Below are 13,699 nucleotides of genomic sequence, written 5' to 3'. Positions count from 1 at the left end.
GGGGTTTCCTAAGCTGGAATGCCGAAGATGTAGTAGCGGATACCGATCGGCGCATAGGCGCCAGATGTTCGCCAGGTTCCGGGGCTATCACCGCGATTGTAGTAGTCGCCGACATTGCCGGCGAAGGTGTAGAACCGCGCGTTGTTCGAAGTCAGTTCGCAATAGGTGCTTTCACCCGCATGGGCTTGGCCGCTGTAGAAGTATTTAAGGCGCTTCACGAACGGCAGGCGCCACAGCGCAGTCCACGACATGGGCAGGTTACTCTGTCCAATGCTTGAACCATCGCCGGCGCCGTGATGAGTGAGGTATTTCACCATCGGGAACATACCTGTCCCATCGAATGGGATATCCGTGATCACGCCGTTGCCGGCCGGCACGCTGAAGTACCCTTGCGCGAGGATCTGGACCTGAGGCCAGCGGCTGTCGATGACAATATCGGCCCAACCAGGTGGGTCGGCAGAGCCGGGGCGCAGAAGTTGAACCACCTGTCCGCCGTCGGTGAACTGCCGCAGCACCTTGTTCGATCCACCCGTCGGCGGGCTCGTGTCTTCCAGATAAAGCATGAAGCGGGCGCGCATTGCCTTCGTCGCCTCAAACCCGATCAAGCTACCGTCGAACCAATACTCCGCGCCGAAGTCGAGATCTTGCGGATTGGACGGATAGGCCACCGTGGCGCTGTCGTAGAAATGAACGTCAAGCGCGACGGTGTCTGGCAGGGGCATGCCGATCTCGTAGTAACTCACCCCCGCCGGAAGAAGGATGTCACCCGCTGCGATCACCTTCACAGGCAGCCGATTGGCGTCAAAGGACATCTGCTGCACTGTAGCGGTATCAACAGAGTAGCCTGGCTTTGCGATCCTTAGCTCCGAGGAGCTGATCTTGATCGTCTTCGTCCCGTTCGGCGCCAGAATGGGGGCGTCATCCGGCGCGACGTTGTTGCCTGGCAAGTTCCAGACGTTCAGTCGCTTGTCGCGCGACCGAAACCTGTTGAAGGCATCGCCGCCGTCATTCGGCGTGATGATGATCGGGGTGCCGTATGCAAAATTCCCGAGGTTGTTGTTGAGAACCATGTTCTCCATCCAGCCAAGCTGGGCGTAATTTCCTACGACGTAGAAACCACCTTGGCCACGGTAATACGCACCGCTGTCGTTCCAGGCGACCATCTGTTGGTTGTAGCGGTTGCTGCCGCCGCCCTTTTTCACCTTCACATCGAACAGCGGGACATTGTAGCGGAGCGTGGGGAATGCACTGTTTCGAAAACCCCAAAGCGTCCCTTGGGCAACCGTGACGGACATGTAGGTGAATGTGGCCGCATTGCTGCCGGCAGGGTAGTATGTGACCCCACTACCGGGCTGGAACGTGTTCACCACCCATATGTCGCACAAGTTCGCCTGAATGCCGAGTTTGCTGTTGTAGAGGAACTTCCATCGCTCACTGTCAGGCGTGGTGCGCGGATCATCGGCGCTGTTCTTCATGATCTTGATGCAGCCGGCGCCAGTGCTGTCGACGCCAATCATTGTGCGAACCATCAGCTATAGATCTCGATCGTGCCGTTGTTGAGATTGATGTCCATCTTGCCGTTCTGGGCGAGCAGCCGCCCGGAGCGAACCAGGCCGATGTTTGCAATGTTGAGCTTCAATTCGCCGTTCTCGATCACGATCGGCAGGAAGGCATTCGATCCGCCATTCCAGACGACGAACTGATCGGCCTTTACGGCGAAGCGTGATTTGAGCACACCGGCCTCGGTGTAAAGCTCGATGTAAAAGCCGCTGTCCTTGAACTGCGCGCCAAGGTTGGCGCGCAGCATGACCGAGAACCGCAGGTTCACACCCGACTGATCGGCTGCTGCCTCAAACTTCACCAGGCCATTGGCAAACCGGCCGTTCAGATCGGCGCTGACGCCGGTAATACTCGATGCGAGAGCGCTGTCGCCGTTGGCTCTGGCTGTCTCTTCCGTGAAAAGACGCGCCTGATTGGTGGCGACGGTAGCCGACAGGCCGGTGTATTGCTGCGCCAACGCTTCGTCCTGCGTCGCCCGCACTCTTCGTTCTTCAACGATCTGTGCCAGCGAGCCGCCGATCTCGGCCCTAAGCTCCTGCCGCTTGATCTCGCCGACCCCACCTTCGAGCGAGAACGCCGTCAGCGCCTCTTCGACGCGCCGCCAGACATCACCCACTTCCGTCTGCAGCTCCTCGAAGCGATTCTTGACGTCCTGCCCGAGGCGGCTAAGGCCTATCTCCAGATCCGCATTACCGCCATCGAGCGACTTCACCGTGATCGGCGCGGTCCAGTTGGTCGGCCGAGCTGCTGCGAGTTTGTAACGAAAATCATAGTCGGTAAGGCTAAGCACGCCCTCCTGAATAAAGGTCACGGTCCCGTCGGCGGCCGAAGCCTGCTTGGAAAACTTGTTCGCCGGCTCCGTCTTGATCCAGTATTCGAACGTGACGCCAGTAACCGTCAGGTCGGCGATCGGCGCCCACGAGATCCGGAAGGCAGGATAAGACCGGCCATCAGCGCCAACACCCTTGACCGCGATCACCGCGAAATCCTGCAGCTCGTTCAGATAGACCGGCTCACCAGGCGGCAACGGAACAGTCGGGGCGATCACACCAACGCCGTCATAGATCGCGCCGTTGCGCTCCTGCAGCGAGAGGGCAACGTTACGCGGGCCATCGCTGGTCAGAGCGCGGATCGCCCGACCTTGAACCATATAGACCCGGTCACCGTAGCGAGCCGAATTCCAACGGACCCAATCACCGGCCTTGATCGTCTGGAACCGAGGGCGAAGCACGATGTCGCTCGTCGCCTCGTAGCGGTTCTCATTGAAGTAGATCGATGCGAGCTGGTTAGCCTGCGCCTTGTAAGGCACGGTCGGGAAGTCGAGCGGCACGTCGCGCGTACGGCGATCGAGCGCCACATAGGCCGGATTCGTCTGCACATCGTAGCCGGCCGGCGACCACATATTGGCAGGCTCCGGATAGGTTCCCGAAACGATGTTGACGAGATCCGCCATCGAGCGGCGGCGCTGATACCGAACCGGCTCCCCGGCAACCAGGTCGTCATCGGTGAATGTCTCGACGATCGGCTGATCGGTTCCGACCAGCGGCCACGAACCTTCGACGCTGTCGATGACGATGCCGCCGCAAGCGCGCATGACGGCCTCGATGTTGTCGCCGTGGTCGACGTCGGCATCAAACATCACCGAGCAGCGATAGCGCTTGCCATGATCCGTGCCCTCGTCGCAGATGTTAGCCGCCGTCGCATAGCGATCGAACGGCAGATCCACCGGATCCATCCCCATGCCGCAGAACATGTCGTCGTTGACCGAGAAGCCGCGCCGATAGTTGTATTCGAACAGGATGGGGTTTTCGGTGAACACATATGTCGAGTAGACGCCCCAGCGATGGGGGCCAGATCCGCCAGCCGTAGAATCCTTGCGGATGTCATAGAGACGGGCACCGCGGATCTCGAAAAAGAAGTCCGGAAATTGGCTAAGGTGCTCGCTGTCATAGGTCAAACCGACCTTGATCCAGGCAATACCCGTGCCGATGTGATCCGCCGTCCAGCGGCCCGGCGGATTAGCGTTTGCCACCATGCGGGCGTCGGCTGTCGTCTGGGTGCCGTCGTAGAAGGTAAAAACCATCCGGCCGGCATAAGTGCCGCTGACGATGCGGTAGCTTTTCGCGTGCGGGATCGAGGGCAGGATTTCCTCAAGCGGCAGCAGCGCGCCGCCAGCCCAGATCCGCGACAGCCCATCGCACGGAAAATCAGCCAACGTATAGGCCTGCTCAAGATACTTGTTCGACGCGCCATAGGTGTTGACGTAAGTGTCGTGCCCCGCCAGACCGACGAGGCCACATGCGACCTGACGGCTAACGTTCTCGCCATACTGCCGTTCGAACTCGACGCCACCGACCTGCCTCTGGTTCTTCTTGGCGCGGCGCTCCTCCATCTTCGAAACGATGAGGTTAAGGCCGACAGCAATCACCATCTTGCCGACGATGCCGATGGAGCCGATCGCGCTGACGATGCCGCCGATGATCGGAGCAAGAAAGCCCATTATTCCACCCTAAAAGCTGATGTCACGGCGCTTGCCGGAATGAACTCGACCAGGCCACCATGGGCACGTGTCATGAAACCAAGGACGGTGAAGACACCGCCGGAAAAGGCGCCGTCACGCTCGATTACGCCGATGTCGCCCCGCTGCGCCATCACTGGCGAGATCTCGGCGAACCGGCCCGCGAACGCGTCCTGCACATTGGCAAAGCCGTGTCGGCGCAGCGCCTTTGCGGCGCCCGCCTCTGTCCGGTAGCCTCGCGCCTTCGGATACATCACTGCACCCGTTAGCGCCTCGACCGCATCATCGGGAATGACGAAGCAATCGGAGATCCCCCAATCAGAGGGCAACGCCTGGTGCTTCGCCACAACCGCGTTGAGGCGCTTTTCCCATCCGGATTGTCTGGACATTCAAAGCCCCTTGAAGCCTAAGGCTCGCGCCGCGCCGGCGGCGACATTCTTGGCTGCGTTCACGGCCGAGCCAACGACCCGCCCCCATGCGATATCAACGCGGCCGGCGGTGGCCGCGTGTTCGAAGAACCGATCGCCGGGATCTCGGCGCTGTTGGTCGACGAGCGTGCGCTTTCGACCGTTGCGACGGCTGTAGTCGAGCTGCCGCCCCTCGCATTTCGCTTCGAGGTAATAGCCGCGCGTGTCGTCGGCATAGTGCTCGATGATATCGAGATATCCCCGCGCGACTGGCTCGATCTGGATCAGCGCAAGCGTGTCCGGATGAAAGTGGGCGTCGTAAACGACGACGGGCCGATCGCGGTAGTCTTCGTTCTCGATCTGGGTCAGAACCGCCGGCGTAAGCCCGTCATCCTTGCTCTCGGCCAGGCGCAGCGTGAACCCGCCATCGGCCGCCGTGCCGGTGCCACCCCCGATCTCCGAGACTTCCAGCAACCCAAACGGCCGATAGGTGACGCCGGCAAAGTCGAGAGGCTCCCTTCTGGCAATGAAGCCGTAGACGCCCGACCCGAGTGTCACGCGCACCATCTGCCGCGTCGAGATCCTACCCTGGTCGTAAAGGTCTTTAACCTCTTGTGACAGTGTCATTGGCTTTCCCGCAACTGGAAGGTAGCGGCGCAGAACAGCCCCTCACGCGGCGCGCTAAAGCTTCCGGGAACAGGCCGCATGACAAGTCCTGGATTGGCAAACCGAACCGTTGTTCCGGCTATAGCGACGCTGCCGAACGGCGGAGGCTCAAGTGTCATTTGGCGTGTCGTGCCAGTCCCGGAAGCCTCCGTAACTCGTCCAATGTAAAATCGGCCGGCCCTCTCGAGGCCGACCAAATCGCCCGCCGACAAAACCAGCGCGGAGTTTACGCTTGAGACCTCCAGAACGTTACCAGCGGAGACGGAGAGGAGACTGCCTGATTTATCGGCGGGAGCACGATCAAACCGATGGGCCATTGGATAGCCACGTGTCGGATGTCGAAACATCACCGAGCGCAGGCCCTCACGTAGAGACAGCCACCAGGCCTCAATCTCGGAGTACTTTTCATAGCGAACCTGGATCGTCTCCATTTCCGCTGTCCACACCGGGTCTTCCACCTGAGTATAGTTGACCAATCGGGCACCCGAGGCGCTTGCACGAACCGGATCACTCAATGCGAGGTCGCATCTTGCCCATGAGACGCTAGGCAATGTCCTAGGAAATGTGATCGTCATCAGAGCACACGCCTTTTCTGCGCATTCTTGACCGTGTCCACCACCACGCCCGGCAGCTCGGATCTCAGCTTGGCAATCTGCTGCTCGATGCGCGCAGTGCCTTCCCGATCGGCTCCTCGAGCATCAATAGAGATCTTAACCGGCGCATGGATGGTCGTTTCCCCACCAGTGTTGCCAGCATTCTGATTAGCCGGCCGCTGAATGCGATGGTTTGGAACGACTTCTTCCCCGCCCTTGAACCGGACTAGCTCTGGGCCCTTCTCACCAACCCAGGCGACACCTGGGCGCGCCGAAGATGTGCCGCTCGCGTAGCCTCGGAGACCGGCCCATGGGTCAATGGCAGTTTTGCCGCCGCCGAACAGGCCGCCGAGGAGCCCCAATAGGCCACCGCCGCCAGCACCCTTCCCGGCATTTCCAACCTGGAACACAGCATCAATGACGTCGGTCAGCAGCTTGTCGGCGATCCGGTCGAGCACGCCGAGCGCTGCATCACCGAACGATTCCCAAACCGACTTGCCACGCTCAAGCCCGGCGAAGAAGTCGTCGAAGAAGCTGTGGGTCAGCATCTTCGAGAACTCGATCGCCTCGCCCATGCGAACAGTTTCGGCCTCAACCGAGGCCATGACCTGGGCAAGGGCAGACAGTTCGCTCTTCTGAGCGTCAGTGAGCGAGATGCCGCGCTGCTGCGCCTCGTTCAAGAACTGGGTTTCGTACCGCAGCGCTGCCGCGGCTTCAGCCGTCAAGCCGAGGGAGCCCCGCTCCGCCTCGAGCGCGGCGATCTGGCGTTCTGCACCCTTGACGATGTCATCGTATTTTTCGAGGTCGCTCTTGCCTGCCCGCTTCTTCGACTTCGCGTCAACTTCTGTCAGGCCTTTTGCGAGATCCTTGATCTTACCGGCCGCCGCTGAGGCGTAGTCACCGATGGCCTCGATACCGTTGCCGGCATAGTCAATTCCTTTGGCTGCCTTCATCTCCTCAAACAACTTGCCAGCAGCCCTGCCGGCTGCCCCTGCATAAGGATTTTCCGGTTTATCGATGGAGATCGCCGAGACAAAGTCGACGTTGAGCGGAACCCCAATCTTGAGCGAAGCCATTTTCGCCTCGTTGATGAGATTGTTGATCCCACCAATCGCGCTGTTGATCATACTTTCGATTGCGCCGATTACAGCCGCAACCGTCGAATAGACAAGGTCACCAAGAACCGATGGAAGCATGCCCCAGATCGCCTTGATGCCGTTAAAGCCGCCCACAAAGGCACCTATAATGAAGTTCACGCCTGCTTTAGCGTCGGCAACGATGTCTCGGCCAAAGATCTGCGTTAGTTCGTCGCGGAAAATGTTCGCAGCAGCCACAGCCGCAGTTATACCGGCTACAAACGCGAGGACGGGGTTAGCCAGGATGAACGCGCCGGCCAGAATACCGAGTTGGACAACCAACGTACCCAGAAACGCAATCAAGGTGACGATGCCGCCGATAATCGCCGGCGCATAAATCAGCGTCAGGGCCGCCGCTGCGGCCACCGCGTAGGGTGCGATTGGTTCAAGCACGTCAGCAAGCGCGTTCAATGCGGACTGTGCGAGCTTCGACCAATTCACGAACTGCAACAGCGCTGCCACAAGCGCGATGAGGCCGATAGTTACAAGGCTCACAGGAGAAAGGACCGACAAGAAAGCCTGGCCGAGCCCCTTCACGGGATTCTCCATCGTGGCGAGCACCGCCGCAAGCTGCGTCCCCTGTTGAAGCGCGATTTGCATTGGCCCCATATCCATCTGGGCGCTGACCGCGATGTCCTGGAACTGGGCGGCAATGTTCGCGAGGTTTCCGCGACCGCCTGCGCCCTTGCCGTTCTGGTTTGCCGCGCGGTTCATCATCTCGATTTGCTTCGATGCGGAAGCTGCGGCGGATCCCTCGGTCGCATACGCCTTTGCGGCTGCCGCCGCAGCGCCGGTCGCTCCACGGTTGGCACCCGACAGGCCATTCGCTGCGGCTTCTGCACGGGCAGCCGCACCGGACAACTGATTGAGCGCCTGCGTTCCCTTTTCAACCGAGCCGCTTTCGACCTTCAGGCCAAGCGTCGCAACGTCTGCCATGGCTTTTCCTTTTCAAAGAACGTGCGCTATCGTCCCGCCGATTCAATCGGAGGACGAACTATGCGAGTTGTTGTCGGTTTCGGTTTGTGGATGGCCCTATTGGGCGGTCAGGCATTCGCAGCGTGCAATGTCAATTTGATTCGGGTCGACGACTGGTCAATCAAACCAGTGGATGAGCGGACCAACGAGCTAAAAGTGACAATCAAGTCGCACGCGTCGAAGCCTATAAGGATGCTCGATGCCCAGTACGGCTTTAAGGACGCATTAGGTGGTCATATCGCCTCTGCAGCCATCGATCGGGACCTGAAAATCGCACCCGGGGACGCGGCATCAATAGAAGGCCTATGGGGTCCGTATACCTTCGAACGTTTGTTGAATCTGAAGCGCGAAGACGTCAGCACTTATGCTTGCGTTCGCGGCGTCGTTTACGAAGACGGCACCAAGGAAGAGTTCAAGTAGGCGACTCGACTCTTCGGCAAGTCGCAGCATCTCCCCTAAAGGAAAAACGATGCTGCCGGAAACCGATGGGGGCCATGCGCCTATTCTCGCCCGGGCGGATACTAGAATCTCGACATTACCTAAAGCGCATGCTTCACTTTGACGGGAAGTAAAGCACACTATGGAGGCTAGCATTTTCTGGTTGGTCTTATTGGTCGCAGCAGGTGCTGCTGTATATCTATTTCAGAAGTCGAGACCTTCTAAAGCTCACAAAAAGCCGCAGCCTATTCTTCAGGAGTGGGGCTCCTCCGAGAAGGGAAACCCGACGCAGATTTACCACGGCAAACACGTCACTGTGTTCGAATCCGATGGCGGATGGAAGTTCACCATTGGTGACCCAAACGATCGACGCGAACCGTATTTTTCCGAGCCGTATGAGACTGTCGACATAGCAAAGACTGAAGCTCTCCGGCACATGAACCGCTTACCCTCGCTACACCAGTCGTTGCCGGAACAGCGGCGTGAAGAGCGCCGCCAAAAAGAAGAGGAGCAGCGCGAGGAGTTTGTTTCCAATGAACCGGAAATCATCGCGGCATTGGCGGCTTCCGCTGACGCAGCGGTCAACGTTACCGAACTCCGAAAAATTGAACGCAAAGCGGAGACTCAACTTCGACACGTTGACCGTGTTGTAGGTTCTATCGCCGTCTACGGCTCCGACGATGCGATTGAGAAAGCGTTGATTGTCCAGAAAGACGCACGTGAATTGCTGGAGAAGATCCGCATGCGCGTCGCCGAACTGAAAGAGAAACCTAAGACCAAAAAGGCGGGGCCATCCGCCAGTTAGTTTGCAGCTTCTCTGGCTTTAATCGCCTCACTCTCCCTCTCGATCTCAGCGCAAAACCTTGCGTCCATCGCCTTGAGGATCGCAACCTCCTCGCGAGAGACGATATTTCCCGAGATTTGGCCCCAGGCCATGAATTCGAGGTTCGAAACCGGTACTGGCCCAGAGAACCCCGGCGGCTGTGTTTGCCGGAGTTCCCAAAACCAATCCCAGATGAAGGCACCGTGGTCCGGAACGTCGGCCTCGGGGCTTTGGGTCTCAAACGCCTCGTTGCGCTCCCGCCTGGTCTCGCCATCCTTGTCGCGGACGCTGTCGTATCGAGCGATGACAGCGACCGCCTCGGCTAGGGCTTCGCCGAGCTCTTCGTAAAATTTGCCCGATCCTCCGAGGCTGTTGCGATCTGGTCATAGATCCAACCGGCCTCCTCCAGTACCTCGCGCACCTGCTCAAAGGTGCATTCGGGCTCGGCCCCCTTCCAATCGTGGTCGCCCCAATCCCAGGAGGCGACGGAGGCGGCGGCCTTGTCGAGATATTCGGCTTCCACCTTGCTCGAAGTGAGCTTCTTCTTGCGGCTGGCGAGGAACTTGTCGCTGTGCTGGCGAACGACGCGCTTTACCGCATCGCTCTCCGCCGAGCGGATCATGAAGCGGATGCCGATGAGCTCGTCCGTATCAGGGCCGGTCAGCTTCAGTTCATAGAGGTCCTCAGAATTGACGAGCTTGGAAATGTCCATGGTTCACCTTTGATTACGGGATGGCAGTGGGATTGACGCGGATCGGCAGCTGGTTGAGCCCGATCGTGAAGCGTTCAAGTTCGAAGTCATCGGAGCCGCCGCCCGGGTAGAGCGGGCCGGAGACGACACCGCGGCTGTAGAAGATGGTATTCGTCTTGCCAGCGCCGCCGTCGTTGCGCTCGATCTTGATGGCCATGTTGTCGAGGTTGAGCGGGTCGCCGAAGGTACGCAGGATCATCTGGCCGGCATCGTCGAAGACGGACGCGACCTCAATTTGCGGGTCGCCGGCATTGGCGGTGCCCTTCTGTTTCTGGGTGACCGGCTCGTCGAGCGTGTTGTACGAGTTCATGGTGCTGTCGGCGCCGAAATCACCAACGTTGCCAACCTTGCCGACCTGCACCCAGGTCAGCGCCACAAAGGCGGACTGTATGAGGTCGGTATTCTGGGCGAGCGCGCAAACATAGACTTTGCTGCCCTTCTTCGTTGCCTTGTTTGCCATGTCAGTTCTCCGGTTCGAAGGCGTGGTAGGGAATGGTGATTGGGACCTGCACCCGTTCACTCTCTTGGAGCGGTGCCGCCGCCCAAGGCTCGCTGCTGATCGTGATCCTCACGCCAGAGGCGAATAGGGTCTGGTTTTTGAAGTAGTCGATGATCTGGTCGACGACCTCGAGCGCGTCGATGATCCCCTGTCCGACCGGCCAGACGACAGAGACCTGCAACAACCCGCGCTTCTGCTGCGGATCGTCGCCCATGGTCACCTGGCGCGTCTGGTTGGGCATGAAGGCAAGGCGCAGATATTTCGGAGGCAACGGCTGCCCGGCGGCCGGGAAAACGACGTTCGGGCCGGCAATCGGCAGCACCTGAGGCATGGCCCGTAGCCGATCGGTCAGCGCCTTGAAGATGATTGCGTCGGTACCAGCAGCCATGTATCGATTGCCTATGTCTGAAAAGCCGCCTCTCAGCGACGATGAAGTGTATGAGCGCATTCATGCGGCGCTGCTGGCGTTGGGCCGGGATGCCGGCGTAACGGTGCGAGGCGACACCTCTCTCAAGGCGGCCCGAAAAGCTCTGACAATGCTTCAGCTTGGCTTGCTGGCAGCGATGGAAAACAACATCGACACCAATGCTGCGATCAAAGACCCAGACGGGCCTTCAACTCAGCAGCCTTTCGATCCACGATAATCGTCCAGTTCTGGGCGGCGAGACGGACAAAGCCGTCGGCTGGTTGGCCGTTTGAGCCATATTCACGGTGGCCGGCATAAGCAGCGGTGTAGCCGAAGTAGAGCGTATCGCCGATATCTGCGCCTGCAATGACCGCCTCGACCTGGGCGAAATCGGATGTGTAAGCCCGTCCGTCGATCGGCTGGGCAGAGGCGTTGATCGCCGGCATCGAGGTCGACGATGCAAGCAGGGAAGAACGGAGGAAGCCGGTATCGACCCGCATCCGCCCGCCCTGCCCGGTTGGCTTCTGCATCTCCTCGACAACTACCTGTGTTGCCTCTTTGAAAACGGCTTCCACCGCGCCCTCGACCTTGTCGGCCCATTGCGCAACCGCCGCGCTGAACGACAGCGTCGCCATCAGGCCACCTCTGCTCGGTAGCGGCGCACGACAGCGCCGATGTAGTCGATCTTGTATTCCAGCCGGCAACGGCAGCCGGAAATCTCACTGACCGGCGCGCGCGGGTCGCCCGGGTAGCGCAGAAGTGCGCCAGACGGGCTCTGAAACACCTCGTCGATGCCGACGGCCTGACCATTCAAAGCGCGATGCGTGTGCCGCACGCGTTTGTCCGCCGCATCTCGCCACGTCTTGGTGACGTCCTGCGCCTGGACCTTACTGCTCTCGATCTGCTGGCGGACCGCTTCGTCGCGAGCCGAGCCGAGCGCCATCATAGTTTCAGTCCGCGCCAGCATCTCGCCACGGAGAAGCAAGTTCTTGTCGCGCAGCCTACCGATAACGGTCGTGAGAGCGTCGCCGGTAATCGGCTTACCCTTGCGGATGGCGGCCGCGATGGTGCGATCGAAGCGCTTGTCGCGGGTCTTGAGCTCGAAGTACTGCTTCATCAACTGGGGATCGCCAGACGCGAGATTAACGCGAGCTCGCTCGATGAACGCGATCTGGTGGCGCGTCAGGCCGATGACGCCGCCCTCACGCTGCTTGCTTACCCTGTTGACGCGGCCGACGACGTCGAGTGCTGTCGATCGAGGGTTGGCACCGCGAGCAAGGCCACCTTCCAGCGCCTGCCGCACGCCCAGCCGTTGATCCTCGGTGATGTGCGTGACCATCGTCGACGACAGGTCGCGCAAGATGGCCTCGGCAACCGGGTTGCGGACACCAAAGCGCCAGATGACGCGGTTGCCCTGCGGGTCCATCACCTTCGGCAGTTCGCCAACGCCATTGGTGCCGCCGGCATTGAATGCCTCCTGCAGCGCGATTTCCAATGCCGAGAATGCTTCTGGCGCAAGCTGCATCGCCTCGATCGCGCCGTTCACATCGCCTCGCTCGAGACGTTCGACGACACGTGCGAGGATGATAGTCGACTTGATGTCGTCCACCGCCTCTCGAAATGCCGCGGCAAGGCGTGGTTCGTATGTGGCGAGCAATTCGTCGAATGTCATACGATTCTCGTTTTTTGGCCGGCAGGAAGGACTATGATGGTGGCTAACCACAGACCGTTAGCTGGCAATCTAAGGGCGCGTATGATCCTCTTGTTGCTCGTTTTCATTCCATTGGCTTTCTACGCGCATGGCTTGGCTCGCGCGGGCTTGGTTTTGCTGATCGTCGGCATCATGTTTCAAGCGTTTATCGGCCCGCTGGATCCAGTTACCCAAACGATCGCAAATGCCCTCGACGTGGTTGCCGACCCGATCCGGGACTTGCTTGACCGAGGCTAAGAAACCGTTCGCCCCTGGACGATAAAAACGACGTTGGTCACGCCGTCGTATTTGTTCGGGTCGCCGTTCACGATGGCGTAGTCGGTACCGTTGGCAGTGACGATGTCGCCGACGGTGGGCTCGATCGCCAGGCCGACTGACGAGATGTAGATCTGCATGTCGCCGGTCTTGATCGTGGTTCCGTCGATGTAGCGAGCCTCGTAGGCCATCGGGACGAGCGTTGCCGGGTAAGGCGTCGGAATCGGCTCACCGCCCAAGACAGGATCCGGTGGCGTGAGGCGCGTGACTACACCGGACTGGCCGAACTCCTCGATAAGCTCATGCGCCGTCGCCTGCATGTCGGCATAGTCGAACGTTGCCATCAGCAGCCAACCGACAAGAGACCGATGCAGACGAGGCTGTCGTCGCGCAGGAAAGGCGCCAACATGCCGTCTACGACGGAAATGATGGGTGTGAGGTCAGCGCCCGTCTCGCTCTCGCTTGACGTGCTCTGATATTCGACCTCGAGCTGGCCGACCTTCTTCCGCTTCACGCGGGTGGCGCCGGAGCCAACGACAGACAGGCTGCCGGGCTTCGTCGCTTCCTGGTAGGCGGCATAGAATGATGCATGGATGACCGCTGTCGGTACAACGTCAGACGGGATCAGTTGCCCGCTCACGATGGCGCTCTCGCGCGGCCACTGGCGTTCTTGATCGTAGGCCGCGATGCGACCGACAAAGCGAGAGCCATACACCGCGTCGATGTATTGGCTCCCTCGATTGCGAAGGACGGCAGGCGACGGCGCTCCACCAGGGAGCGTGTAGCCGTTCTCTGTCAGCCACGCCTGAAACATAGCGTCATCACCATAGCCTGCCATCTGAAACTCCGGAGAACAATCGGCCGAGGGGTTGGGACCGCTGCAGATCGTGAAACGCTAAATAGTAGTGTCGCCCGCAAAGCCGGGCCTAATGAAAGGAGTAATTCAATGCCAATACCAAAC

At 59.7% G+C, this 13,699-nt stretch carries 18 protein-coding genes; 4 read left to right on the top strand and 14 right to left on the bottom strand.

The window, feature by feature from the left end:
- Nucleotides 1–8: 8 nt before the first annotated feature.
- The 6 genes from AC07UR_RS20520 to AC07UR_RS20495 form a co-directional block, all read right to left on the bottom strand.
- On the bottom strand, nt 9–1,529 hold the full coding sequence (locus AC07UR_RS20520; RefSeq protein ID WP_494700174.1) for a hypothetical protein: 1,521 nt from the start codon (nt 1,527–1,529) through the stop codon (nt 9–11).
- Entirely contained in the window at nt 1,529–4,060 is a 2,532-nt protein-coding gene (locus tag AC07UR_RS20515; RefSeq protein ID WP_494700173.1) for a phage tail protein, read from the bottom strand. The genes AC07UR_RS20520 and AC07UR_RS20515 overlap by 1 nt, the downstream gene beginning before the upstream one ends.
- Nucleotides 4,060–4,467 carry a DUF6950 family protein gene (locus AC07UR_RS20510; RefSeq protein ID WP_494700172.1) on the bottom strand — a complete coding sequence of 136 codons (408 nt, stop codon included), beginning with the start codon at nt 4,465–4,467 and terminating at the stop codon, nt 4,060–4,062. The genes AC07UR_RS20515 and AC07UR_RS20510 overlap by 1 nt, the downstream gene beginning before the upstream one ends.
- Nucleotides 4,468–5,112 carry a DUF2163 domain-containing protein gene (locus AC07UR_RS20505; protein ID WP_494700171.1) on the bottom strand — a complete coding sequence of 215 codons (645 nt, stop codon included), beginning with the start codon at nt 5,110–5,112 and terminating at the stop codon, nt 4,468–4,470. It abuts the gene before it with no gap.
- On the bottom strand, nt 5,109–5,627 hold the full coding sequence (locus tag AC07UR_RS20500) for a hypothetical protein (RefSeq protein ID WP_494700170.1): 519 nt from the start codon (nt 5,625–5,627) through the stop codon (nt 5,109–5,111). The genes AC07UR_RS20505 and AC07UR_RS20500 overlap by 4 nt, the downstream gene beginning before the upstream one ends.
- 98 nt (nt 5,628–5,725) lie before the next feature.
- Nucleotides 5,726–7,816: a phage tail length tape measure family protein gene (locus AC07UR_RS20495; protein ID WP_494700169.1), complete on the bottom strand. Its 2,091-nt coding sequence runs from the start codon at nt 7,814–7,816 to the stop codon at nt 5,726–5,728.
- A gap of 60 nt (nt 7,817–7,876) precedes the next feature.
- Between AC07UR_RS20495 and AC07UR_RS20490 the strand changes: the two genes are divergently transcribed.
- Complete coding sequence (locus AC07UR_RS20490; RefSeq protein ID WP_494700168.1) at nt 7,877–8,275, top strand: hypothetical protein; 399 nt, start codon at nt 7,877–7,879, stop codon at nt 8,273–8,275.
- Between the two features lie 160 nt (nt 8,276–8,435).
- Nucleotides 8,436–9,098 (top strand): hypothetical protein, encoded by a 663-nt coding sequence (locus AC07UR_RS20485; protein ID WP_494700167.1) that lies wholly within the window; start codon nt 8,436–8,438, stop codon nt 9,096–9,098.
- Here AC07UR_RS20485 and AC07UR_RS20480 read toward each other — a convergent pair.
- From AC07UR_RS20480 to AC07UR_RS20465, 4 genes are read right to left on the bottom strand one after another with little or no spacing between them, the layout of a single operon-like run.
- Nucleotides 9,095–9,421, bottom strand: coding sequence for a phage tail assembly chaperone (locus tag AC07UR_RS20480; protein ID WP_494700193.1), 327 nt, complete (start codon nt 9,419–9,421; stop codon nt 9,095–9,097). The genes AC07UR_RS20485 and AC07UR_RS20480 overlap by 4 nt on opposite strands.
- A gap of 17 nt (nt 9,422–9,438) precedes the next feature.
- Nucleotides 9,439–9,828, bottom strand: a complete 390-nt coding sequence (locus AC07UR_RS20475; RefSeq protein WP_494700166.1) for a hypothetical protein — start codon at nt 9,826–9,828, stop codon at nt 9,439–9,441.
- A gap of 13 nt (nt 9,829–9,841) precedes the next feature.
- The gene (locus AC07UR_RS20470; protein WP_107028586.1) at nt 9,842–10,327 is read right to left on the bottom strand and encodes a hypothetical protein; all 486 of its coding nucleotides are present in this window, start codon (nt 10,325–10,327) and stop codon (nt 9,842–9,844) included.
- 1 nt (nt 10,328) lies between these two features.
- The gene (locus AC07UR_RS20465; RefSeq protein ID WP_494700165.1) at nt 10,329–10,754 is read right to left on the bottom strand and encodes a phage tail terminator-like protein; all 426 of its coding nucleotides are present in this window, start codon (nt 10,752–10,754) and stop codon (nt 10,329–10,331) included.
- A gap of 13 nt (nt 10,755–10,767) precedes the next feature.
- On the opposite strand from AC07UR_RS20465, the gene AC07UR_RS20460 reads away from it, so the two are divergent.
- On the top strand, nt 10,768–11,010 hold the full coding sequence (locus tag AC07UR_RS20460) for a hypothetical protein (protein WP_494724408.1): 243 nt from the start codon (nt 10,768–10,770) through the stop codon (nt 11,008–11,010).
- Here the strand turns inward: AC07UR_RS20460 and AC07UR_RS20455 are convergent.
- The gene (locus AC07UR_RS20455; protein ID WP_494700164.1) at nt 10,961–11,407 is read right to left on the bottom strand and encodes an HK97 gp10 family phage protein; all 447 of its coding nucleotides are present in this window, start codon (nt 11,405–11,407) and stop codon (nt 10,961–10,963) included. The genes AC07UR_RS20460 and AC07UR_RS20455 overlap by 50 nt on opposite strands.
- A complete protein-coding gene (locus tag AC07UR_RS20450) occupies nt 11,407–12,444 on the bottom strand; it encodes a phage minor head protein (RefSeq protein WP_494700163.1) in 1,038 nt (345 codons plus the stop codon). The genes AC07UR_RS20455 and AC07UR_RS20450 overlap by 1 nt, the downstream gene beginning before the upstream one ends.
- Nucleotides 12,445–12,477: 33 nt before the next feature.
- Between AC07UR_RS20450 and AC07UR_RS20445 the strand changes: the two genes are divergently transcribed.
- Nucleotides 12,478–12,720 carry a hypothetical protein gene (locus AC07UR_RS20445; protein ID WP_077505720.1) on the top strand — a complete coding sequence of 81 codons (243 nt, stop codon included), beginning with the start codon at nt 12,478–12,480 and terminating at the stop codon, nt 12,718–12,720.
- Here the strand turns inward: AC07UR_RS20445 and AC07UR_RS20440 are convergent.
- Both AC07UR_RS20440 and AC07UR_RS20435 read right to left on the bottom strand, forming a co-directional pair.
- Nucleotides 12,717–13,082 (bottom strand): hypothetical protein, encoded by a 366-nt coding sequence (locus tag AC07UR_RS20440; RefSeq protein WP_494700161.1) that lies wholly within the window; start codon nt 13,080–13,082, stop codon nt 12,717–12,719. The two genes, AC07UR_RS20445 and AC07UR_RS20440, sit on opposite strands and share 4 nt — an antisense overlap.
- Nucleotides 13,082–13,576 (bottom strand): DnaT-like ssDNA-binding protein, encoded by a 495-nt coding sequence (locus tag AC07UR_RS20435; protein ID WP_494700160.1) that lies wholly within the window; start codon nt 13,574–13,576, stop codon nt 13,082–13,084. Before AC07UR_RS20435 ends, AC07UR_RS20440 begins: the two co-directional genes overlap by 1 nt.
- Nucleotides 13,577–13,699 lie beyond the last annotated feature (123 nt).

Source organism: Ensifer sp. GW821-FHT05G01 (assembly GCF_059419585.1).
This window is presented reverse-complemented; position numbering and strand designations above follow the sequence as displayed.

What these genes read in the sequence shown, in the direction of transcription:
- AC07UR_RS20485 (WP_494700167.1), top strand. Translation starts at nt 8,436, where the DNA reads ATGGAGGCTAGCATTTTCTGGTTGGTCTTATTGGTCGCAGCAGGTGCT.
- AC07UR_RS20465 (WP_494700165.1), bottom strand. Translation starts at nt 10,754, where the DNA reads ATGGCTGCTGGTACCGACGCAATCATCTTCAAGGCGCTGACCGATCGG.
- AC07UR_RS20450 (WP_494700163.1), bottom strand. Translation starts at nt 12,444, where the DNA reads ATGACATTCGACGAATTGCTCGCCACATACGAACCACGCCTTGCCGCG.
- AC07UR_RS20435 (WP_494700160.1), bottom strand. Translation starts at nt 13,576, where the DNA reads ATGGCAGGCTATGGTGATGACGCTATGTTTCAGGCGTGGCTGACAGAG.
- AC07UR_RS20445 (WP_077505720.1), top strand. Translation starts at nt 12,478, where the DNA reads ATGATGGTGGCTAACCACAGACCGTTAGCTGGCAATCTAAGGGCGCGT.
- AC07UR_RS20495 (WP_494700169.1), bottom strand. Translation starts at nt 7,816, where the DNA reads ATGGCAGACGTTGCGACGCTTGGCCTGAAGGTCGAAAGCGGCTCGGTT.
- AC07UR_RS20515 (WP_494700173.1), bottom strand. Translation starts at nt 4,060, where the DNA reads ATGGGCTTTCTTGCTCCGATCATCGGCGGCATCGTCAGCGCGATCGGC.
- AC07UR_RS20475 (WP_494700166.1), bottom strand. Translation starts at nt 9,828, where the DNA reads ATGGACATTTCCAAGCTCGTCAATTCTGAGGACCTCTATGAACTGAAG.
- AC07UR_RS20455 (WP_494700164.1), bottom strand. Translation starts at nt 11,407, where the DNA reads ATGGCGACGCTGTCGTTCAGCGCGGCGGTTGCGCAATGGGCCGACAAG.
- AC07UR_RS20490 (WP_494700168.1), top strand. Translation starts at nt 7,877, where the DNA reads ATGCGAGTTGTTGTCGGTTTCGGTTTGTGGATGGCCCTATTGGGCGGT.
- AC07UR_RS20510 (WP_494700172.1), bottom strand. Translation starts at nt 4,467, where the DNA reads ATGTCCAGACAATCCGGATGGGAAAAGCGCCTCAACGCGGTTGTGGCG.
- AC07UR_RS20440 (WP_494700161.1), bottom strand. Translation starts at nt 13,082, where the DNA reads ATGGCAACGTTCGACTATGCCGACATGCAGGCGACGGCGCATGAGCTT.
- AC07UR_RS20470 (WP_107028586.1), bottom strand. Translation starts at nt 10,327, where the DNA reads ATGGCAAACAAGGCAACGAAGAAGGGCAGCAAAGTCTATGTTTGCGCG.
- AC07UR_RS20505 (WP_494700171.1), bottom strand. Translation starts at nt 5,112, where the DNA reads ATGACACTGTCACAAGAGGTTAAAGACCTTTACGACCAGGGTAGGATC.
- AC07UR_RS20460 (WP_494724408.1), top strand. Translation starts at nt 10,768, where the DNA reads ATGTCTGAAAAGCCGCCTCTCAGCGACGATGAAGTGTATGAGCGCATT.
- AC07UR_RS20520 (WP_494700174.1), bottom strand. Translation starts at nt 1,529, where the DNA reads ATGGTTCGCACAATGATTGGCGTCGACAGCACTGGCGCCGGCTGCATC.